The 21,037-nt window shown below is 62.5% G+C and carries 22 protein-coding genes; 11 read left to right on the top strand and 11 right to left on the bottom strand.

Annotated elements, in window-relative coordinates; genetic code table 11:
• Positions 1–51: 51 nt before the first annotated feature.
• The 6 genes from VIM95_RS17695 to VIM95_RS17670 all read right to left on the bottom strand — a co-directional run bounded on the left by VIM95_RS17695 (position 52) and on the right by VIM95_RS17670 (position 6,022).
• Positions 52–963 (bottom strand): DMT family transporter, encoded by a 912-nt coding sequence (locus VIM95_RS17695; protein ID WP_331988364.1) that lies wholly within the window; start codon positions 961–963, stop codon positions 52–54.
• Positions 963–1,943 carry an L-threonylcarbamoyladenylate synthase gene (locus VIM95_RS17690; RefSeq protein WP_331988362.1) on the bottom strand — a complete coding sequence of 327 codons (981 nt, stop codon included), beginning with the start codon at positions 1,941–1,943 and terminating at the stop codon, positions 963–965. Before VIM95_RS17690 ends, VIM95_RS17695 begins: the two co-directional genes overlap by 1 nt.
• Positions 1,944–1,999: 56 nt before the next feature.
• A complete protein-coding gene (locus tag VIM95_RS17685) occupies positions 2,000–3,589 on the bottom strand; it encodes an MDR family MFS transporter (RefSeq protein ID WP_331988360.1) in 1,590 nt (529 codons plus the stop codon).
• Between the two features lie 40 nt (positions 3,590–3,629).
• The gene (locus VIM95_RS17680) at positions 3,630–4,256 is read right to left on the bottom strand and encodes a LysE family translocator (protein ID WP_331988358.1); all 627 of its coding nucleotides are present in this window, start codon (positions 4,254–4,256) and stop codon (positions 3,630–3,632) included.
• A gap of 15 nt (positions 4,257–4,271) precedes the next feature.
• A complete protein-coding gene (locus tag VIM95_RS17675) occupies positions 4,272–5,330 on the bottom strand; it encodes an HlyD family secretion protein (protein ID WP_331988356.1) in 1,059 nt (352 codons plus the stop codon).
• Positions 5,331–5,398: 68 nt separating this feature from the next.
• Complete coding sequence (locus VIM95_RS17670; RefSeq protein WP_331988354.1) at positions 5,399–6,022, bottom strand: TetR/AcrR family transcriptional regulator; 624 nt, start codon at positions 6,020–6,022, stop codon at positions 5,399–5,401.
• Between the two features lie 140 nt (positions 6,023–6,162).
• Between VIM95_RS17670 and VIM95_RS17665 the strand changes: the two genes are divergently transcribed.
• Together VIM95_RS17665 and VIM95_RS17660 are read left to right on the top strand one after the other, a co-directional pair.
• Positions 6,163–6,975: an alpha/beta hydrolase gene (locus tag VIM95_RS17665; RefSeq protein ID WP_331988352.1), complete on the top strand. Its 813-nt coding sequence runs from the start codon at positions 6,163–6,165 to the stop codon at positions 6,973–6,975.
• A gap of 26 nt (positions 6,976–7,001) precedes the next feature.
• A complete protein-coding gene (locus VIM95_RS17660) occupies positions 7,002–7,556 on the top strand; it encodes a C40 family peptidase (RefSeq protein ID WP_331988350.1) in 555 nt (184 codons plus the stop codon).
• Positions 7,557–7,658: 102 nt separating this feature from the next.
• Here the strand turns inward: VIM95_RS17660 and VIM95_RS17655 are convergent, their stop codons facing one another.
• On the bottom strand, positions 7,659–10,628 hold the full coding sequence (locus tag VIM95_RS17655) for an Rne/Rng family ribonuclease (protein WP_331988348.1): 2,970 nt from the start codon (positions 10,626–10,628) through the stop codon (positions 7,659–7,661).
• A gap of 562 nt (positions 10,629–11,190) precedes the next feature.
• Here VIM95_RS17655 and VIM95_RS17650 point away from each other — a divergent pair.
• The 5 genes from VIM95_RS17650 to motD all read left to right on the top strand — a co-directional run bounded on the left by VIM95_RS17650 (position 11,191) and on the right by motD (position 15,175).
• The gene (locus tag VIM95_RS17650; protein WP_331988461.1) at positions 11,191–12,144 is read left to right on the top strand and encodes an RluA family pseudouridine synthase; all 954 of its coding nucleotides are present in this window, start codon (positions 11,191–11,193) and stop codon (positions 12,142–12,144) included.
• Positions 12,137–12,793 carry an HAD-IA family hydrolase gene (locus tag VIM95_RS17645; RefSeq protein ID WP_331988346.1) on the top strand — a complete coding sequence of 219 codons (657 nt, stop codon included), beginning with the start codon at positions 12,137–12,139 and terminating at the stop codon, positions 12,791–12,793. Before VIM95_RS17650 ends, VIM95_RS17645 begins: the two co-directional genes overlap by 8 nt.
• Positions 12,786–13,157, top strand: coding sequence for a Rieske (2Fe-2S) protein (locus VIM95_RS17640; protein ID WP_331988344.1), 372 nt, complete (start codon positions 12,786–12,788; stop codon positions 13,155–13,157). The genes VIM95_RS17645 and VIM95_RS17640 overlap by 8 nt, the downstream gene beginning before the upstream one ends.
• Positions 13,158–13,309: 152 nt before the next feature.
• Entirely contained in the window at positions 13,310–14,263 is a 954-nt protein-coding gene (locus VIM95_RS17635) for a S49 family peptidase (RefSeq protein ID WP_331988342.1), read from the top strand.
• Positions 14,264–14,338: 75 nt separating this feature from the next.
• Positions 14,339–15,175 carry a flagellar motor protein MotD gene (gene motD, locus VIM95_RS17630; protein WP_331988340.1) on the top strand — a complete coding sequence of 279 codons (837 nt, stop codon included), beginning with the start codon at positions 14,339–14,341 and terminating at the stop codon, positions 15,173–15,175.
• 13 nt (positions 15,176–15,188) lie between these two features.
• Here the strand turns inward: motD and sugE are convergent, their stop codons facing one another.
• From sugE to flgM, 3 genes are all read right to left on the bottom strand, one after another.
• On the bottom strand, positions 15,189–15,512 hold the full coding sequence (gene sugE, locus VIM95_RS17625; RefSeq protein ID WP_331988338.1) for a quaternary ammonium compound efflux SMR transporter SugE: 324 nt from the start codon (positions 15,510–15,512) through the stop codon (positions 15,189–15,191).
• An 85-nt stretch (positions 15,513–15,597) separates the two neighbouring features.
• The gene (locus tag VIM95_RS17620; RefSeq protein WP_331988336.1) at positions 15,598–16,080 is read right to left on the bottom strand and encodes a flagellar protein FlgN; all 483 of its coding nucleotides are present in this window, start codon (positions 16,078–16,080) and stop codon (positions 15,598–15,600) included.
• A 99-nt stretch (positions 16,081–16,179) separates the two neighbouring features.
• Positions 16,180–16,488 (bottom strand): flagellar biosynthesis anti-sigma factor FlgM, encoded by a 309-nt coding sequence (gene flgM / locus VIM95_RS17615; RefSeq protein ID WP_331988334.1) that lies wholly within the window; start codon positions 16,486–16,488, stop codon positions 16,180–16,182.
• A gap of 204 nt (positions 16,489–16,692) precedes the next feature.
• On the opposite strand from flgM, the gene fliW reads away from it, so the two are divergent.
• The 4 genes from fliW (at position 16,693) to VIM95_RS17595 (ending at position 20,566) form a co-directional block, all read left to right on the top strand.
• Positions 16,693–17,109 carry a flagellar assembly protein FliW gene (gene fliW, locus VIM95_RS17610; protein WP_331988332.1) on the top strand — a complete coding sequence of 139 codons (417 nt, stop codon included), beginning with the start codon at positions 16,693–16,695 and terminating at the stop codon, positions 17,107–17,109.
• 148 nt (positions 17,110–17,257) lie between these two features.
• Positions 17,258–18,226 carry an acetyl-CoA carboxylase carboxyltransferase subunit alpha gene (locus VIM95_RS17605; RefSeq protein WP_331988330.1) on the top strand — a complete coding sequence of 323 codons (969 nt, stop codon included), beginning with the start codon at positions 17,258–17,260 and terminating at the stop codon, positions 18,224–18,226.
• The gene (tilS, locus tag VIM95_RS17600; protein WP_331988328.1) at positions 18,213–19,538 is read left to right on the top strand and encodes a tRNA lysidine(34) synthetase TilS; all 1,326 of its coding nucleotides are present in this window, start codon (positions 18,213–18,215) and stop codon (positions 19,536–19,538) included. The genes VIM95_RS17605 and tilS overlap by 14 nt, the downstream gene beginning before the upstream one ends.
• A gap of 617 nt (positions 19,539–20,155) precedes the next feature.
• Entirely contained in the window at positions 20,156–20,566 is a 411-nt protein-coding gene (locus VIM95_RS17595; RefSeq protein ID WP_331988326.1) for a hypothetical protein, read from the top strand.
• Between the two features lie 47 nt (positions 20,567–20,613).
• Here VIM95_RS17595 and VIM95_RS17590 read toward each other — a convergent pair.
• Positions 20,614–21,037: SPOR domain-containing protein (locus VIM95_RS17590; RefSeq protein ID WP_331988324.1), on the bottom strand; the 424-nt coding region annotated here is incomplete at its 5' end.

Raw genomic sequence — 21,037 nt, 5'->3', positions numbered from 1 at the left:
AACGGCTCTGGCCGCTTTGTTCTGCCACGGAGCAGGTCCGCATGCAAATATCTAGCTGGCTTTGGCCTTGCTTATCCAGCTTACCCCGGCCAGAACCAGCACTAGACCCACGAGCTGCATCATCGAAAAGGGCTCACTGAGGATGATCCAGCCGAACACGATAGTCAGCACCGGTCCGACAGTGCCCATGGCAGCGGCCCGGCCAGGCCCCAGCCGCTCTACCGCGCGGGCGGCAAGCCAGATGGGAAGAACGGTGGAGACAAGCGCCATCGCGAGGGCCCAGCCCCAGACGGCAGTAGGCTGGCTAAACACGGCAGAAAGCGGGCGGACCAGCGTGAAGTGGCCGAGCACAAAGCCACTGGCGACCGCGCCGGCGAGACCGGAGAGGCGACTGGCACCCAGCCGCTTCACATAGCGGGCGGTGCCCAGGTAGTAGGCAGAGAAGGTCAGGGCAGACAGGAACACCCAGCCAGCTCCCATGAGAACCAGGCTGCTGACCGCGGTATGCCGCAGGTCGTGCCAAAAGGCAGCCAACAGGCCCAGATAGCACAGCCCCATTGCCGCCCAGACCCGCCCGGCAATGCGCTGGCGCCGCCAGGCAGCCTCCATCAGCAGTACCAGGGTAGGGTAGGTGAACAGGATCAGCCGCTCCAGGCCGGCCGTGATGTACTGCAGGCCCAGGAAGTCGAACAGGCTGGAAAGGTAGTATCCGACCATGCCCAGGACCACCATGCCGAGTTTGTCGGCGGTCGAGAGCGGATCACCGCCGGCTTGCCATACCAGCCAGATAAAGGCAGGCAGGGCCAGGCCCATGCGCATGGCCAGAAGGGTAATGGCATCGACCGGGCCGGCGGCATAGGCCAGCTTGACGAAGATGGCTTTGAGCGAAAAGCCGGCCGCCGACAGCAAGGCCAACGTTCGGCCGTCGTGCCACCAGTGCGGATCGGCCTTGGCTGGCGGCATCAATCGAGCCGATGCGTGGTGGCCCGCTTGACGCGGTCGTTGACCGCCAGCCAGTCAGGGTGCTGCGGTGGGGCCTCCAGCAGCAAGGCATCAAAGCCGCCCAGGTCAAACTGCCGCAGGGTGGCGTAGAGGGCACGCGCGTAGGCTTCGGCCTCCGCCGGCATGCGCTGGCTCTCCAGGCCACAGATGTTGGCGGTGTAGTCACTGTGATGCAACAAAGCAACCTTCTGACCGGCTTCGAAGCGGGTATAAGCCTCGTTCTCCAGTGCCTTGAGGCTACCGACCAGGAGCGGTGTACGCGGTGCGTAGTGCGAGTCAAGCAGGCCGGAGACTCGCATCTTGGCGGTGCTCGGCTTCTCGTGATGGACCAGCTTGCGACCGAGCACGGCCTCGATCGCCGCTGCGGGCACGCCACCAGGGCGTAGCAGTGTCGGCTGCTCGCCTGTCAGGCCGACGATGGTAGATTCGACGCCGATACGGCAAGGACCGCCGTCGAGGATCAGCCGCAAGGCAGGGCCGAACTCGTTATAGACATGCTGGGCCGTGGTGGGGCTAACGTGGCCGAACTGGTTGGCCGAAGGGGCTGCCAAGCCGCCGCCGAAGCGCTGCAGCAGTTCGTGGGTCAGCGGGTGGGCTGGGGCCCGTATGCCGACCGTATCCTGGCCACCGGTGACTGCATCAGGCACATGAGGCTGGCGTGGCAGGATCATGGTCAGCGAGCCGGGCCAGAAGGCATCGGCCAGCTTCCAGGCCTCGTCCGGTATGTCGCGGGCCCAATCGGCCAACTGTGCTTTGCCGGCCACGTGGACGATCACCGGGTGGTCGGCCGGGCGTCCCTTCATGGCGAAAATCTTAGCCACGGCCTCCGGCTGCGCGGCATCCGCCGCCAGGCCATAGACCGATTCGGTAGGGATGCCGACGAGCTCGCCAGCCTTCAGGAGCGCCAGGGCTGCGTCAATATCGGTGGAAATCGTATGCATGGGGTGAATTCTAACTGCCCGGCGAGCCTAAGGCCCGCCGAATTGCCGGATGCAGGTCAGTGCGAGACTTCCGTGGCCTTCGCCATGCGGGGGGGCTTGTTCATCCAAAGCAGCAGCGGCAGGAGCAGGCAGATGGCCAGACCAAACAGCAGGAACAGATCACTGAAGGCCAGCATCATGGCTTGTTTGTTGACCTGGCCGTCGATCAGCGCATAGGCCTTTTGGCCGGCCATGCTGGCTGCGTGGCCCTTTTGCTGAAACAACTGGGTAAAGATGCTCAGCCGCTCGGCCATGGCGTCATTGTCACTGGCCAGGTGGCTCACCAGGCTGGCGCGCTTGCTGTTCTCGAACTTGGTCAACAAGGTGGCCGAGAGCGCAATGCCCACGCTGCCACCGAGCTGCCGGGTCAGGTTGTAGATGCCGGTGGCGTCGGGAATCTCTTGCGGTGCGATGGCGGCCAGGGTCAGGTTGTTGAGCGGCATGAACACAAGGCCAAGACCAAAGCCGCGCATCAGCAGCGGCCAGAAAAAGTCGTCCTGGCCCGATTCGGTGGTGAACAGGTGGTGACCCCACATGGCGTACATGAAGATGAAAGCGCCCACGGTGATGACCAGTCGTGCGGGTACGCCGCGCGCTAGCAGCTTGGCCGCCACCGGCATGGTAAAGGCGGCAGCCAGTGCCGAGGGCAGGATGATCATGCCGGTCTGGAAGGCGTCAAAGCCGATCAGTGTCTGGGCGTAGACCGGGAACAGGAATACGGTCGAAAAGAGTGCAGCACCGAGGAAGAAGGTAAAGATCAGGCCGACGGAGTACTGCCGATCATGCAGGATCCGCAGATTGACAATGGGGTGATCGATCTCGAGCTGCCGGATCACGAATACGAACAGCGAGATAAAGCTGATGATGGTGTAGGCAATGATCTCGGTGGATTCAAACCAGTCCTGCTTCTCGCCACGCTCCAGCATCAGCTGCAGCGTGCCCACGCCCAGTGCGAGCAATAGAAGGCCGGGGTAGTCCACGGATTTGGCGATCCGCCTATGGGCGGAATCCGGCACGTAGGTGAGCACCAAAAGCAGGGCGGCAGCGCCCAGGGGCAGGTTGATATAGAAGATCCAAGGCCAGGAGTAGGCCTCGGTCAACCAACCGCCAACAGTTGGCCCTAATGAAGGGCCGAACATGATGCCAATACCGAAGATGGCCATGGAGGTGGCGATCTCCTTGGGAGGGAAGACCTCGAACAAAGTGGCTTGCGCGGTGGCGATCAGGCCACCGCCACCCAGACCTTGGATGATGCGCCAGAACACCAGCTCGCCCAGGCTATGGGCATTGCCGCAGGCCCAGGAAGCGAAGGTGAATACCAGGATGGACATGGCCAGGTAGTTGCGGCGGCCAAACTGGTTGGCCAGAAAACCCGAGATCGGCAGCACGATCACGTTGGCGACCACGTAGCCGATGGAGACCCAGGTGATTTCGTCCAGCGTGGCGCCGAGCGTGCCCATCATGTGCGGCACGGCGACGTTGACGATGCTGGTATCGAGCAGCTCCAGCACACAGGCCAGCGTCACAATCATGGCGATGATGAAGCGGTTGCGATGGATGCTGGCGGCGTCGGTACTGCGCAAGAGGCCGGGAAGTATGGGCTTCATGGATCGAGTCTTGTCGATGGAGCGAAAGGGGCTGCGTGACTCAGGCCTGGCGGGCCAGTGCCAGCCGCGCGCCGAGCAGAATGAACAGTGCGCCGATGCTGCGGTTCAGCCACTGCACCAGGCGCTGGCTGGCCTTGAAACGGCGGCTGGCCGTCGCGGCGCTATAGGCCAGGAGATGGCACCACAGCATGCCGTTGAAGTTGAACACGGTGCCCAGGAACAGAAAGGCCAAGGCCTTGCCGGGGGCTTCCGGCGCAATGAACTGCGGCACGAAGGCCAGGAAGAACAAAGCCACCTTCGGATTGAGCACGTTGGTCCAGAAGCCTTGCCAGAAGATGCGGGCCAGCGGCGCAGCTTGCCCAGCAAGCGGTACGTCCGTGCTTGCCACAACCGGTCGGCTGCGAAGCATCTGCAGCCCTATCCACAACAGGTAAGCGGCGCCGATCAGCTTGACCACGGTGAAGGCCGCGGCCGAGGTCGCCAGCAAGGCGGAGAGGCCGAAGGCTGCCGCCAGGATATGGACGAAGGTACCCGCACCTATGCCCAGTGCAGCAGCCGAACCGGCACGAAAGCCCTGCCCGGCGGCGCGGCTGGCAATAAACAGCGAATCCGGCCTGAGCAGCAGGCCGGAAGCGATGAACAAGGCCAGGTTGTGGGTACCAAGCATGGTGGCGCTCGTGGTTTAGCGGATACGGACGCTGGCGATCACGCTCATGCCGGGGCGTAGCGGGGTGGTCTTCTCGTCAAAGGTATCGAGCTTGATCTTGACCGGAACGCGTTGCACCACCTTGGTGAAGTTGCCACTGGCATTGTCCGGCGGCAGCAGCGCGAACTTGGCGCCGGTGGCCGGGCTGAAGGAATCCACCTTGCCGCTGAAGGTCTTGCCCGGGTAGGCATCTACTTCCACCTCAACCGGCTGGCCGACGCGTACGTTGCCGACTTCCGTCTCCTTGAGGTTGGCGGTCACCCAGACGTCATTGAGTGGTACGAGATAGAACAGCGTCTGGCCAGGCTGCACCAATTGGCCGACTTCGACCGACTTCTTGCTGGTCACGCCGGTGATAGGGGCATTGACCTCGGTGTCCTTGTACTGGATGGCAGCCAGGTCGCGCTGGGCACGGACCGAATCCACCTTGGCCTGGGCCGACTTGAGGCCGGCACCGGCCACACCAACTTGTTGGCTGGCTGCACTGGCGGTATCGCGCGCGGTCTTGAGTTGCGACTCGGCGGCACGCTCGGCATTCACGGCTGCGTCGAGCTGGGCGGAGGTGGCCATGCCCTTGGTGGCCAGCGAGCGGGTCCGTACCAGGTCGTTACGGGCGCGTTCGGCATTGGCCTCCGCCATGGCGATGGTGGCCTGGGCCGCAGCAGCGCTGGCCTGGGCGTAACCGATCTGCGCCTCGGCCTGGCCGGTGGTGCCCTTGCCGCCGGCAGCGGCGATGGCGATATTCAGGTCGGCATTGGCCTGGGCCAACCGCGCGCCGTAGTCGCGGTCATCGATCTTCACAAGTTGGCTGCCGGCAGTCACGGTCTGGTTGTCGCTGATATTCACCGCCTGGACATAACCCGAGACACGGGCGGCGATGGGCACGATATGGCCCTCGATCTGTGCGTTATCGGTCTCGACGAAAGTACGGCCATGCCACCAGTGGTAGGCGATCCAGCCGCCGATGCCAACAACGGCGAGGGCGAGGATCAGACGGGCCTTGCTTTGCTTTTGTGCTTGTGGAGCGTCGCTCATGAGGCTTCCTGTAGTCGGTGCTGCGGCATCCGTATCCGGATGTTCTGGTTGGTTTTGCGGCTGCAGACTCAGGCCCTGAGGCCAGCCATCATCAGCTCGAAATGAAAACGGGCGAAGGTCCTGAGGTCGATGATCTCGGGGTCGCACAGCGCAAAGCTCTGCGACCAGACCTTGGTCATCATCAGGGGCGCGGTCGTGGCTCGGGTGGCCAAGGCAACGTCGACCGGGCGGAATTCACCGGATTGGATGCCGCGCTCGATGACCGCCGAAAACAGCTTGCGGCTGCGCAGTACCACTTCATCCATATAAAAGCGGGCAAGCTCAGGGAAGTTGCCGGCCTCGGCGATCATCAGCTTGGCGATGCCGGTGGTCGGGGATTCGGTCATGCGCTCGGCCCAGCGCTCCAAAAGGTGCCAGAGCAAGGCTTCACTGCTGCCCTGGTGCTCGGCGACGACGGTCTCGGCAAACTCCAGGTTGGGCAACACGGTTTCGCGCACCACGGCCTTGAACAGCTCTTCCTTGTTGTCAAAGTAGAGGTAGACCGTTCCCTTGGTAACGCCGGCCAGCTTGGCTACATCATCCAACCGCGTCGCGGCATAGCCTTTGTCGACAAAAAGCGTCAGCGCAGATTCGATAATCTCGGCCGGGCGCGCTTCCTTGCGGCGCTTCCAGCGCGGCGGGGTGGTGTCCATAGTGCTTCCTGAGCTAATGACTCAGCGGTAATTTATTACTTAATGAACCCAAGGTCAACAAGAAGGGCGGAGATGATTGTCTCGTAGCAAGGTTTGTCGTATGGTGTTCGCTAATATTCACCTGATTTGACAAGAAACCAGTGCAAGTAACTGAAAATCATCTGGAAATAGTCGAATCACCACCCGCCGGAGCGCGTCGAAGACCGCCGCTTCTGTTTGTGCACGGGGCCTACGGCGCTGCCTGGTGCTGGCAACCGAACTTCCTGCCTTATTTTTCCGCTCGCGGCTATCACGGCTATGCCCTGAGCTTGCGTGGGCATGGTCACAGCGAAGGGCGCGACACGCTGGCGCAGGCTTCGGTGGCTGACTATGTCGCCGATGTACGGCGTGTTGCGGAGCAGATAACGGCTTTGCATGGATGCAAACCTATCTTGCTGGGCCATTCCATGGGTGGCTTTGTGGCCCTGGCCTGCGCGCGCGAGTTACGCCTGGCCGGTCTGGCGCTCCTGGCCAGCGTGCCACCTGGTGGTTTGCTGGGCTCGGCCATGCATATGCTCTGGCAGCACCCGCAACTCCTGTGGGAGTTGAACCTGTTGCAGCACGGCGGTCGCCCGCCCCACCTGGAGAAGCTGCGCGAGCTGCTGTTCTCCGAAGGGCTTGATGAGGCCACGCTGCTGGGCTATGCCAGCCGCTTCCAGCATGAGTCCGACAGGGCGCTGCTGGAGATGACCTTGCCGCAATGGGACCAGCGGCCGCCTTTGGGCTTGCCGCCGGTGCTGGTACTGGGCAGCGATGGCGACAAATTGATGCCCACTCATCTGATCGAGCAGACCGCTATGCAACTGGGCGTTCCTGCCCAGCATCTGGATGGCATGGGGCATATGTTGATGTTGGATCAGGCCTGGCCGCTTGCGGCCAGTGCTGTAGCAAGCTGGTTGGAGACTTTGCCATGATCGCAGTAACGAGCCGCATAGTGCGGATGCCTTCCTCCGCCGCGGGTTGCGGCAGCTTGCTGCTGGCCGGGCTGTTGCTGGCTGGTTGCGCCAGTGCCCCGCCCAAACCGGTAGCCAGTTCGCGCCCAGCCAGCGGCGGCAAGGTGGTGGTCAAACCTGAGTCCAGGCCCGATACCAGTACCGCGCGCATTGAAGCCGATGATTCCGGCCGCGAGATCGTCATGTACGCACTGGGCCTGATCGACGTGGGTTACCAGTTCGGCGGCAAGAACCCCGAGGCAGGGCTGGATTGCTCGGGCATGGTCACCTTCATCTACCGCAATGCGCTGGGCTTGGATGTCAGCGGCAGTGCCGCCGATATTGCCAAGCGCGGCCGCTCGGTGCGGCGCGATGACCTGCAGGCGGGGGATCTGGTGTTCTTCAATACCATGAACCGGCCGTTTTCCCATGTGGGCATCTATATCGGCGATGAGAAGTTCATCCATGCCCCGAGCACCAACGGCAAGGTGCGCATCGAAAGCCTCAAGACCAAATACTTCGCCACCCGCTACGAGGCGGCGCGCTCGCTGTTGCGTAGTTGATCAAACTGGCCGTGCAGTTGATCAGTTAGCTGCGCTAACTTGACGGACAAAAAACAAGGGAGCCCGTAGGCTCCCTTGTTTCGTTGGCGCTAGTCTCGCTGCTTAGGCGGACTGCTCCGGCTTGCTTTCGGCAGGGGCGGCGGCATGGCTGGTTTCCACCATGACCAACTCCTCTTGCACCGGCGCAGCCTTGGCTTCCGGCTTCACTTCGCTACGACGACGGCGGGTCGGTGCGGCGACGGTGGGCAGGTCCAGCGGCTCGAAAGCCTTGAGCTGGGTGGCGACCTGGATCAGGCCGACATCTTCTGGCGTACCGATCTCCGGCACGCTGGATGCAACTGGCTTGCTTTCGGCCACAACCGGTGCGGCTTCCACGACAACCAGTGCAACCGGCGCACTGGCGATCTCGACCTTGGTCTCGACGACCGGCGCGAGCTGCTCGGTGGCGACCGCGACCGGCTCAGCCGCTGCGATCGGCTCGACAGCGACAGGTGCCGGTTCAACGGCTTCGGGCGCTACGGCTACTTCAGCGTCGACAGCCTTGGCGACGGGCGCTTCGATGGTAACGGCCTGCTCGGCGACGGCTGCGGGGGCCGCAGCCACGGTCTCTACTGCGGCAGCAGGCGCGACTTCAGCAGTTTCACCCGCTTCAACCGGCAACTCGGCCTGGGCTTCACCTTCCTGGCCGGCCAATGCTTGCGCCTCGGCGCCACGCTCACCACGGCCACCGCGACGGCCGCGACGACGACGACCACGGCCTTCACCGGTCGCTTCCGGAGTTTCGCCCTGGGCGCCATCTACCGGCAACAGTTCCTGCTGGCTCGGCTCTTCGCTGGCTTCCAGTTGCGGCTTGGGCTCGGCTTGCGGACGTGGTTGACGCTCTTGACGCGGTTCACGTTCGGCACGGGCTTCGCCGCCTTCACGTGGTTCGCGCGGCTGACGTGGTTCACGCGGTTCGCGGGGTTCGCGCGGCTGACGTTCCTGACGCGGTTCGCGCTCAGCACGGGCTTCGCCACCTTCACGCGGTTCACGACCCTGACGCGGTTCGCGCGGCTCGCGTTGCTCACGGCCTTCCTGGCGCTCGCTGCGGGCTTCCGATTGACGATCGTTCTGGCGCTCATTGCGGCCTTCGCCACCTTGACGCTCGTTACGGCCTTCACCGCGCTCGCCGCGCTCACGGCGCTCGCGTGGCGGACGCGGCTGCTCGTCCTCCTCGATGCGCGGCTTGCCGCCACCGGCGCGGCGCTCTTCACCACGCTTACCCTCGTTGCGCTGTTCGTTATTGCGCTCGCGACGGCCATCGCCACCGCGGCGGTTGCCACGGTCACGGCCGCCCTTGCTGGCAGGCACGGGCTGCTTCACTTCTTCGGCTTCTTCGCCCTTGAAGAAGCGGATGATGCGGTCGAACAGCGAGGGCTTGGTGACGACCGGCTCGGGCTTCTCGACAGCAACCGGTGCCGGTTGGGTCGGTGTGATGCCCTTGACGGCGGCTTCCTGGCGCGGCTTGGCAGGCTCGTTGTCCTTGCCCTTGCCATGGCCGTGTTCTTCCTCGGCCGGTGCTTCCATCATCTTGTAGGACGGCAAGACTTCCTCGATATGGTTGAGGTCGTCATGGCGCAGACGGGTGATGGTGTAGTTGGGGGTTTCGAGGTGGATGTTGGGGATCAGCACCACACCCACCTTGAGGCGGGATTCGACCGAGAAGATCTCGGCGCGCTTCTCGTTCAGGAGGAAGGTGGCTACGTCGACCGGCACCTGCGCGTGGACGGCGCCGGTGTTTTCCTTCATGGCCTCTTCCTGGATGATGCGCAGGATGTGCAGGGCCGAGGATTCGGTGCCGCGGATAAAACCGGTGCCATGGCAACGGGGGCAGGGCTGGTGGGCGGTCTCGCCCAGCGAGGGTTGCAGGCGCTGGCGGCTCAGCTCCATCAGGCCAAAGCGCGAGATCTTGCCGGTCTGTACGCGGGCACGGTCATGGCGCAGGGCATCACGCAGGCGGTTTTCCACCTCGCGTTGGTTGCCGGCCTTTTCCATGTCGATAAAGTCGACCACGATCAGGCCGCCCAGGTCGCGCAGACGCAGCTGGCGGGCGATTTCGTCGGCAGCTTCGAGGTTGGTGCGGGTCGCGGTTTCCTCGATATCGCCGCCCTTGGTGGCACGGGCCGAGTTCACGTCGACCGACACCAGGGCTTCGGTGTGGTCGATCACGATGGCGCCGCCGGAAGGCAGGGCGACTTCGCGCGAGAAGGCGGTCTCGATCTGGTGTTCGATCTGGAAGCGCGAGAACAGCGGGACGTCGTCCTTGTACATCTTCACGCGGTTCACAAAGCCGGGCATCACATGGCTCATGAACTGGCGGGCCTGCTCGTACACGAATTCGGTGTCGATCAGGATTTCGCCGATATCGGGCTGGTAGTAGTCGCGGATGGCGCGGATGACCAGGCTGCCTTCCTGGTAGATCAGGAAGGGGCCGCTTTGCGAGCCGGCGGCGTTTTCAATGGCACGCCACAGTTGCAGCAGGTAGTTCAGGTCCCACTGCAGTTCTTCGGCGCTGCGGCCGATGCCGGCGGTGCGGGCAATGATGGACATGCCGGGCGGCACATCCAGCTGATCCATGGTGGCGCGCAATTCCTGGCGCTCTTCACCCTCGATACGGCGGGAAACACCACCGCCACGCGGGTTGTTGGGCATCAGGACCAAGTAGCGGCCGGCCAGCGAGATAAAGGTGGTGAGGGCTGCGCCCTTGTTGCCGCGCTCGTCCTTTTCAACCTGGACGATCAGCTCCATGCCTTCCTTGAGCGCGTCCTGGATGCGGGAGCGGCCATCGGCGCCTTCCTTGAAATAAGCGCGGGCAACTTCCTTGAAGGGGAGGAAACCGTGACGGTCGGTGCCGTAGTCGACGAAGCAGGCTTCGAGGGAGGGCTCGATCCGGGTGATGACGGCCTTGTAGATATTGCTCTTGCGTTGTTCCTTGCCAACGGTCTCGATATCCAGATCGATGAGCTTCTGACCGTCAACGATGGCGACACGTAGCTCTTCAGCTTGTGTCGCATTGAACAGCATGCGTTTCATGTTTTGTTCTCCCGCCGCCGGACGGGCAGGGGCGAACACACCGACGGCGGTTGGCCATCGAGGGAGGACTCAGGCGAAATGGCGTTGCTTATGGATATGCAAGGCGAGGATTCCTGGGATTCCGTACTGTCGTCGCGGCCGAAAGGTCGTTGCCGCGCACGGGTGTGTTCTCTTTTGCCGACTGATAGCCAGGGTTGGGGCATCAGCCTGCACATGTCCGGTCGTGCGTTTTGTCACTTTGTACCGTCGTTGCTTGGCGGTGAACGACGTTAACCGCACCGGCTGTTGGCCTGGACCGTGTCTTCCCCTGGGGCGCATCAAGCGCTTGCGTCTGACTTGCGCGCTAGGTGCCGACGGGATGGTCTGGCACGGCAAGAGAGAAAAAGACGCGGGAAAAGAGCGGGAAAGGCCGCGCGAGCCGGTCGCGCGTGAGATAATCCGCCGCTTTAACAGACCGTATCGGCGACATCGTGGCCGGTTCGGTGGAACGGATGGTCTTGTTGCCGGGGGTACCGGTAGGACCGGCCTGAGCGGTTGGCAAGACCGCATGAGTATATGTCAGATGCACAACCCGAGCAAAGTTTCCTACCTAACCGTCGATGCCGAAGAAGCTGGTCAGCGGTTGGACAATTATTTGCTTAAGCACCTCAAAGGTGCCCCGAAGTCGCTGGTCTACCGCATCGTCCGCTCCGGCGAGGTGAGGGTGAACAAAGGCCGTGCGGATGTGACTTACCGCATCCAGGGTGGCGACCAGATACGCATACCGCCCATCCGGCTCGCCGATCCGGATGCCAAGCCCGATCATTCGGTCGCCGCGGCACGTGGTCCGGCCCTGCCCATCCTGTTTGAGGACGAGGCACTGCTGGTGGTGGATAAACCCGCCGGCCTCGCGGTGCATGGTGGCAGCGGGGTCAGCTTTGGGGTCATTGAACAATTGCGCGCCCAGCGCCCGCAGGCCAAATTCCTGGAACTGGTTCATCGGTTGGACCGGGAGACCTCCGGCATTCTGTTGATCGCCAAGAAACGTAGCGCGCTGGTTGCGCTGCATGAAATGTTGCGCACCGATCGCGGCATGGACAAGCGCTACCTGGCGCTGGTCAAGGGGGTGTTTCCCGATGCGCGCCGCCATGTCCGCTTCAAACTGCAAAAATATGTGACCGCTGATGGTGAGCGCCGGGTCAGCGTCACGCCCGATGGGCAGGACTCGCACACGGTCTTGAACCGGCGTGCGGCCTTCAGTGAGGCGACCTTGCTTGAATGCGAGCTCAAGACCGGTCGCACCCACCAGATCCGGGTGCATTGCGCCCAGTCGGGCTTCCCTATCCTTGGGGACGACAAGTACGGCGACTTTGCGCTCAACAAGGCCTTGCCCAAGCAGGGGCTCAAGCGCATGTTTCTGCATGCTTGGCGGCTAAATCTCAATCACCCGCTGAGCGGCGAGCCGCTCAAGCTGGAGGCGCCGCTGCCCGAAGAGCTGCAGGCCTATATGAATACATTGGAAAAACGCGATGGCTGAACGTTTTGACCTGCTGATCTTTGACTGGGACGGTACGCTGGCTGATTCCACCGCGCTGATCACCCATGCCATCCAGGCCGCCTTTGGCGATGCCGGCCTGCCGGTACCGAGCCGGCGGGAGGCCAGTTTCGTGATCGGCTACGGCTTGAATGAGGCCATGCAGTATCTGGCCCCGGGTGCTGGTCCCGATGTGGTGGGGCGGGTGGTAGAGGCATACAAGCACCATTATCTGGCGCGTGATGGCGAGATCGCCTTGTTCGATGGTGTGGCCGAAGCCCTGGCGCGCTACCAGCAGGCCGGCTACCGCCTTGCGGTGGCGACCGGCAAATCGCGCCGCGGGCTGGATCGGGTGCTCGAGCAGACCGGGCTCGGGCGCTACTTCGATGCCACCCGTTGTGCCGACGAGTGCCACTCCAAGCCCCACCCGCAGATGATCCTGGAGCTGGTCGAGGATCTTGATGTGCCGGTTGCGCGCAGTGTGATGATCGGCGACACCACCCACGACCTGCAGATGGCGATCAATGCCGGTGCGGCCGGCTTGGGCGTGTCCTATGGTGCACACCCCAAGGAGGAGCTGGCGGCGCTGCAGCCTTTGGGTCTGTTCGATAGCTTTGGCGAACTCGACACCTGGTTGGTTCGCCATGGTTGAGGTACCGGGCGAACCGCGTCGCTGGCGTATCTGCGGCTCGGAAGAGCTGCAGGATGGTGGCTTGGGTAAGCGCTTTCAGGCCGAGTGGGCGGGCATTCCGGCGCCAGGTTTCGTGGTGCGCTGGGGCGGCCGGGTGCACGGCTACCTGAATGCCTGTGCACATATTCCGGTGGAAATGGACTTCAACGAAGGCGACTTCTTTGATCTGAGCCGCTCCTATTTGATCTGCGCAACGCACGGCGCTTACTATAGGCCGGATACCGGGCTGTGCCTGGGTGGGCCTTGCAAGGGCGCCCGCCTGACCAAGCTGGCGGTAGAGGAGGAGGGTGGGGAGGTCTACTTCCTGCCCGATGTAGCTATATAAAAGTAGGGGCCGCTAACAAAACCCGGCGAAGTGGTTCTGGCCAAGTGTGCAAGCGAGGACATTGCAGTTGGCACGACCGGCTTGTACCACAAGGCGCAGAAGGGTTTTGTTAGCGGCTCCCAATGACGGTTTGATCGAAATCGAGGGTAAGCATGAGCGAGCAGCAAGAGCCGAGCTGGGAACGTCAGGTCCTGGAAAAACTGGTGGTCACCGCCCTGAAGGAGCAGCGCAAGGGGCGTAATTGGAGCATCTTCTTCAAGTTTGTCGGCTTTGGCTGGCTGTTCCTGTTCCTGGCGGTGATCGTGACCTGGCATCGTGGCGATGCGCGCGAAGGCGGCAGCCGCAGCCTGGGGCCGCACACTGCCCTGGTTGAGCTCAATGGCGTCATTTCTGCCGGCGACAATGCCAATGCCGACAATATCAATGAAGGCCTGCGCAATGCGTTCAAGGACAAGAACACCAAGGGCGTGATCCTGCGCATCAACAGCCCGGGTGGTAGCCCGGTGCAGGCGGGGCAGATCAATGACGAGATCAAGCGCCAGCGCAAATTGCATCCGGACATCCCGCTCTACGTGGTGGTGGACGATATCTGTGCGTCTGGTGGCTACTATGTGGCCGTCGCCGCAGACAAGATCTTTGTCGACAAGGCCAGTCTGGTCGGCTCGATCGGCGTGTTGATGGATGGCTTTGGCTTTACCGGCGCAATGGAAAAGCTGGGCGTCGAGCGTCGCCTGCTGACTGCCGGCGCCAACAAGGGCTTTCTCGATCCGTTCTCGCCGCAGTCGCCGACTCAGGTTGAGTACGCCAAGCAAATGCTGGGCGAGGTGCACCAGCAGTTCATCAATGTGGTGAAACAAGGTCGTGGCAAGCGCCTGAAAGAAACGCCGGATATGTTCTCCGGCCTGGTCTGGAGCGGGGAGAAAAGCGTTGAGCTGGGTCTGGCGGATGCGCTGGGTTCGGCCGATACCGTGGCCCGCGACGTGATCAAGGCCGAAGAGATTGTCGACTTCACCCCGCATGAGGACTGGGCGCAACGTTTTGCCCGCTCCATCGGTGCTGCTGCCGGTACCAAGCTGGGCAGCTATCTTGAGTTCAAACTAAAGTAATAACGAATCGGCGGGCGGCTTCGTGCCGCCCGTTACCGCCCTGGCTGGGGCGGCTTGGAGGAGTCTGGGAGAGGTATGGCGCGCAAGCACAAACCGGAAGACCACGAAAACCACGAGCGCTGGCTGGTGTCCTATGCGGACTTCATCACGCTCTTGTTTGCTTTCTTTGTGGTCATGTATGCCATCTCCCAGGTCAACGAGGGCAAGTACAAGGTGCTTTCCAACTCCTTGACCGTGGCCTTCAACAAACCTGACGCCTCGACCGATGCGCTGATCAAGAACGACCCCAATGGCAATAACCAGAGCCTGATCGCCTTGCCTTACCGGCAGCGCCGGGAAGCGGCCCAGGTGCAACAATTGGTGCAGGAGCGCGCTCAGCAGGCGGCGGCCATGAAGGATATGGCGGTCGAGCTCAAGCAGGACCTGGCCAAGCTGATCGACCAGGGGCAGGTGCGGGTGACCGAGAGCAAGCGGGGTATCGCCATCGAGGTCAATGCCAGCCTGCTGTTTCCGGTGGGTTCGGCCACGCTCGATGCCAAGTCGGCGGGTTCCTTGTCCTCCATTGCCCAAAAGCTGGCGGGTAGTGACAACCTGATTCAGATCGAAGGGCATACCGACAACGTGCCCATCGCATCCACCCAATTCCCTTCCAACTGGGAGCTGTCGGCGGCCCGGGCTGGTACCGTGGTGCGGCTGTTTGAAGCCAATGGCGTGGCAGCCAAGCGCTTGGTGGCGCTGGGCTATGCCGAAAACCGGCCGGTAGAGCCCAATGACTCTGCAGAAGGCCGTGCCCGCAACCGGCGTGTCACTATCCAGATCCTCGCTGATAACAAGGATGAGGTGGCGACCTTGCCTATGCCGGGCACGCAAGTGCCCGCCCAGCCTGCGCCAGCACCTGCGCAGCCGCGTTGAGGCTGGGGAAGGCTCAGGCCCCGCTGTGGGTCAGCTTAAGGCCGGCAATGCCGGCGACGATCAGCACCATGCACAGCAACCGCATCGGTTGGGCTGATTCGCCAAACAGCACAATTCCCAAAACGACCGTGCCGACCGCACCTATGCCCGTCCATACAGCATAGGCCGTGCCCAGCGGCAGGCTGCGTACGGCCAATCCCAATAGGGTGACGCTGGCAAGCATGGCTGCACCGGTAGCGACGCTGGGCCAGAGTCGGGTGAATCCTTCGGTGTATTTGAGCCCGACCGCCCAGCCTATTTCCAGCAGACCGGCGACGATAAGAATGATCCAGGCCATGGAAGCCCCCTCGTTTGAAGTGTTGGGGCCGTCCCCGTTGGCTTGCAGCGCAGGCGGGTCGTCCCGCCGGCCGATGGGTGGAGGTCTAGGCCTTGCCGAGCGAGCCGGAGGAACGAGAAAGCCGCGGTTGACCGAGGGCATCGTAGGACAAGTTGGCGTTTTGGCTGTTCTGTAGCAGGCTCATGAGTTGCTGGTTCTGCTGCTGCCTGGTCTGGATCAGCTGGCCATTGGTGTTGTTGAGCGCGCTGGCTTGTCTCGCGGCCTGGATCAGTCTGTCCCAGGCTTGTTGCAGGGCTGGCAATTGCTCGGCTGGCAGGTGGCGTGCGCTCACCAGTTGGTGCGGTGGGTGTGGCGAGAGTTCCACGCCATTGACGTCAAACAGGCGCTTACGCTCACGGGCCAGTTGCTCCAACGTGGCGGCATGGGCGGTCTTTTGCTTGGAGAGCGTTTCCAGCTCGGCCAAGGTGTTGTCGATCAATGCCTGCTGCTCTTGCTCCAGCGTCTCGATAAAGGTCTGGATATGGGCAAGCTCATTTTCCAGGGTGGTCAGGAGCAGGGGAGAGGACATCGCGTATTCCAGTCGCAGGGCCGTAATAAAAAGCAAACCGGCCTACCGAGCAAGTCGGCGGCCGGTCTCTGGCTAGTATGCCTTGTTCGCGAGGCGGCGTCAGTTGTTGCCGGACAGCAATTCCTTGACGCTGGCGATCAGCTTGTCGGCAATTGCATCGGCATGGACGGTAAAGCGGCCTTCCTTGATGGCCTGGCGAATTTCCGCCACCTTGCTCTCATCGATGACTGGTTGGCTTACGAGGCTCGATTCCAGCGAGGAAAGCCGGGCGCTGAAAGCGTTGAGGTCAACGCTGTCGCTGCGACTCTCGGTGGCCGCAGTTTCCCCGCCGCTGGCCTTGGCTGCCGCTTTCGCCTCGCTACGCGAGGGCGTCGAGCTGATCGGCTTGCCTGAATTGTCGATCTTCATAACGATCCTCTCTCGGCTACATTGGCCGAGTCCTGTCTATGGTCTATCCGCCATATCGACAGAATATTGAAAAACTTTAGCGCTTGGCGAATAAAAATCTGTAAACAGGTGTTTACATTCGTATCTGTGCTACATCACCCTTGGCTTGCGTCCCTTATTTCGGCTAGATTTCGTTCAACTTGAACGCGCGGAGCCTACTTTTCTATGCAAGTTACCACCCCTCGCTTCGGCGTTATTGAGATCGACGAAAGCACGGTCATCACTTTTCCGGAGGGTCTGCCGGGCTTTGAGGCGTGTACGCGCTTCAAATTGCTGCATGAGGAAAGCCCTGACCCCAAGGTGATGTGGCTGCAGTCGCTGGATGAGCCCTCGGTTGTTTTCAGTGTAATCGACAGCCGTGTGTTGGGTCTGAACTTTAATTTGCGGCTGTCTGACGAGGAAATGGCCTTGATCGACAACCCAGCTGAAGAAAATCTCGCACTCTTGCTGACGCTGATACGCGACGGCGCAGGCAATGGAATCCGGGCCAATACCCAGGCGCCCATCCTGCTCAATGTCGCGAGCCGACTGGCGTTTCAGAAGGGCGGCGTGCGGGCGGAAATCGTTTTCACCAACGAGTAGGCTGAGGGTAAAAGTGCCGGACGGCTGCTCGAACGACCGTCATGTCAATCTTGCGGGGCGGCCGAGTTTCGCCATAATGGCGCGATTTCGCCGAACGTCCGGCACCTAGGGAGCGCGTACGCATCAAGCGACGTGGCCAGCAGCGAGTATGAAAACCACTTTTCTCGACTTCGAACAACCCATCGCCGAGCTCGAAAGCAAGATCGACGAGCTACGCTTTGTGCAGGATGATTCGGCGGTCGATATCTCGGTCGAAATCGACCATCTGCAGAAAAAGAGCCAGGAGCTGACCAAGTCGATCTACGCCAAGCTGTCGCCTTGGCAGATTTCGCAGGTCGCCCGGCACCCCCAGCGCCCTTACGCGCTCGACTATATCCGCGAGATATTTACCGATTTCGAGGAGCTGCACGGAGATCGGGCCTATGCGGACGATCCCGCCATCGTTGGCGGCCTGGCCCGGCTCAACGGCCAGTCGGTCATGGTGATCGGCCACCAGAAGGGGCGCGATACCAAGGAAAAGATCTACCGTAACTTCGGCATGCCGCGCCCCGAGGGCTACCGCAAGGCTTTGCGACTGATGCGCCTGGCTGAAAAGTTCGGCTTGCCCATCCTGACCTTTGTCGATACCCCGGGGGCTTACCCTGGTATTGGCGCAGAGGAGCGTGGCCAGTCCGAGGCGATCGGCCGCAATCTGTTCGAAATGAGCAAACTGCGCGTGCCCATCGTTGTCACCGTAATCGGTGAGGGTGGCTCGGGCGGTGCGCTGGCCATCGCCATCGGCGATACGGTGCAGATGTTGCAATATGCCACCTACTCGGTGATCTCCCCTGAAGGGTGCGCCTCCATCCTCTGGAAGAGTGCAGAGAAGGCTCCCGAGGCTGCCGAAACCTTGGGTATCACCGCCGCCCGGCTCAAGACCCTGGGCCTGGTTGACAAGGTAGTGACCGAACCCACCGGCGGTGCTCATCGCGATACCCAGGCCATGATGTTGACCTTGCGCAAGAGTCTGCAGGATGCGCTCAAGAATCTGCAGGACAAGCCGGTCGACAAGCTGCTGGAAAATCGTTTCGAGCGGCTCATGAGCTATGGCAAGTTCAAGGAAGTTGCCGCCTCCTGATCGCGCTGAGGCGCTCTATCGCCGTTTCCGCCACCTTGCCGGCCAGTTCTTGCTGCCCGGCGCCAGGGTGGCGGTCGGTTTTTCTGGCGGGCTCGATTCCACGGTGCTGCTGCATCTGTTGCAGCGCGTGCGGCAGGAGCAGTCTTTCACGCTGCAGGCATTTCATTTGCACCACGGGCTGAGCCCGAATGCGGATGCCTGGCTGGCTTTTTGTGCCGACTATTGTCAGCAGCGTGCCATTCCTTTTTCGTTTGAGCGTGCCGAATTGGATGCCGATGCAGCGGACAGCCTGGAGGCGCGCGCGCGGCAGATCCGCTATGCCGCATACAGCCGCCTTGGGGTGGATGTTGTGGCCTTGGGGCACCATCGCGACGACCAGGCAGAAACCGTGCTCTACCGTTTGGCGCGCGGTACGGGGGTGCATGGTGCGGCCGGCATGCCACCGCATCGGCCGCTGGCGGGTGGCGGCCAGATCTGGCGCCCCTTGCTGGATGAGCCGCGCTCCATCTTGCGTGATTACGCGGACAGCCAGGCGTTGACCTGGGTCGAAGACGAGAGCAATGCGGAACTGGACTATGACCGCAACTATCTGCGGCAGCGGGTCATGCCTGCGCTGCTGATGCGCTTTCCCTCGGCTCAGGCAGCCATGAGTCGTGCGGCTCGCCACTTTGCCGAGGCGGCAGGTCTGCTCGACGCGATTGCCGAGGAGGACGCCCAGGGTGCCGGCGTGCGGTTGCCTGTCTCGCGATTGGCTGCGCTGGCGGGTGCCCGGCAGCGCAATCTGCTGCGTTGGTTCCTGGCTCGGCACGATGTGCGGCCCGATGAGCGGCAGCTTTTGCTCCTGCTCGATCAGTTGCTGAACGCGCGGGAAGATGCCAACCCCACCTTGCGCCTGGGTGATCGCGCTGTGCACCGTTACCGCGGCGAAGTCTGGCTGGCGTGGCATGGTGCTGAGGTGGGTGACCAATTGCTGCCGGCTGGCGAGAGGGTCGTGCTGCCGGCCTGGCATGGTCAGTTGCTCTGGCAGCGCCATGATATGGGCCTGGCGCCGGCGGCTTGTGACGGTCTCTGGCTGCGCCCCCGTCGCGGCGGCGAGCAGATACGGCCGCGCGCGGGTGGTCCGAATCGGCAGGTCAAATTGCTGTTGCAGGAGGCCGGCATTCCGCCCTGGCTGCGCAGCCGCTGGCCCCTGCTCTGGCAGGGCGAGCGCCTGGTTGCGGTGGCGGGAATCGCGGTCGCTGCGGATAGCCAGGCTGACCAGGGATTGTGGCCCGCCTGGCGACCGGCAGACTGGCCGGATTTCACCGGCTGAGCGGGTTGTCGTAAGCACCATGCGCAAGGCGTGGTTGTTCGGCCAATTGCACGCTATACCAAACCTGTAAAGCCCGATTGGGATCAACCGATCCCGCAGGCCTGGTGCGAGGGGAGGGTGGCATGGCGTGTCCTGCCTGTGGTCGGCAGAATCTGCCGGGTGCAAGCGTCTGCGAGGCCTGCGGTGCATCGCTGACTGCTGCGGCGCCGGGATCTGAATTGGTGATCGAGCTGGCTGATGCGCCGCCTCCGGTCGCGGCACTCGCGCCGGTTGGTCCGGCGCAAGTGGCTGCATCGGTAACCTCTGCGGGGCGCGTGGGTGGCTATTTAACTGGCCTGCTTGTCGTGACAGTGCTTGCCCTCGGTGGTTGGTGGTGGCGCGGCCAGGCTGTGGCGCCGGCCTCGCAACCAGTCCCGGCTACTGTGGTGCCGGCTGCCGAGGTTCGACCTGTGCCGGCAGGGGTGGTGAGGCCATCGCCGCAGGAAATGCCACTTGCCAACGGGCGACAAGCTCAAACTGCACCTGCACCTGCGCCTGCGCCTGCACCTCCGCCAGCAATGCCGGTCGATACTAGGTCCGAGCCGGTTGCGATACCCAAGGCCGAGGGCAAGCCGAGTTTGGCGCAGATGCAGACTGCTGCCAAAGCCCTGCGCCCACAACCGGAGAGTTGCGATGAAGGTGTGCGCTGGTTGGAGGGGCAATATGGTTTGCCAGCCAAGCAGGCGCAAAAATTGGCATCGCGGGTATTTGTGACTCAGTGTGCGGCTGCGCCGACCGAGCGCTATGCGCCTGCGCCGCCATCTGCAGCGGTTGCTGCGCCGGCAGAGGCCAGCCTGCCGCCGCCGGTAGTCAGCATTGATGAGCAATACAACCGCCGCGTGGCGGCCGAGTGTGCGCGGGGTCTATTTGGCGTGGTGTGTCGTGACCGCATAAAGAACGAACTGTGCAAGGGGCGCTTCAGCAACCAGCCTCCTCCCGGTGAAACTCGCTGCAAACAAGGCTTGCAGCAAGACAGTCGCGATCATTGAGCGGGCAGAGGCCGCGGTGGCAGGGTGTCCCGCCACCGCCTTTGCAATTACGGTGCCGGCGACTGCAATATCGGTGTTATACCGAGGTCACGCAGACGGCGCATGATCAGGTCGGCCTCTTCCTTGTTTTTGAAGGGGCCGACCTGGACGCGGGTTTCGAGTCTCGCAGGGATGCCGGCCGCGCTGAGTCGCTCGATCAGTTTGCTGGCATTGTCGCTGCTTTGGAATACCCCCGCTTGAACGGTGAAGCCACGGCTGCCGGGTGGCAGGGCGCCCGCGGCCAAGGAGGTGATGGTCTGCTCAGGCGTAGGTGGTGGCGGTGGTGTATAGGCCTTGGGTGGCGGTGCCAGGACCAGGCTGCCTTTGTTGTTGCCCGCCATCGTGTTGGTGGTGGGGGGCGGCGCGGTAACCGGTTTGGCCGGGCTGGCGGCGGGGGCTGCAACTGGCGGTGGCGCAGTCACAGTCTTACTC

Source organism: Chitinimonas sp. (genome assembly GCF_036568685.1).
Classification (GTDB): Bacteria; Pseudomonadota; Gammaproteobacteria; order Burkholderiales; family Chitinimonadaceae; genus Chitinimonas.
This window is presented reverse-complemented; position numbering and strand designations above follow the sequence as displayed.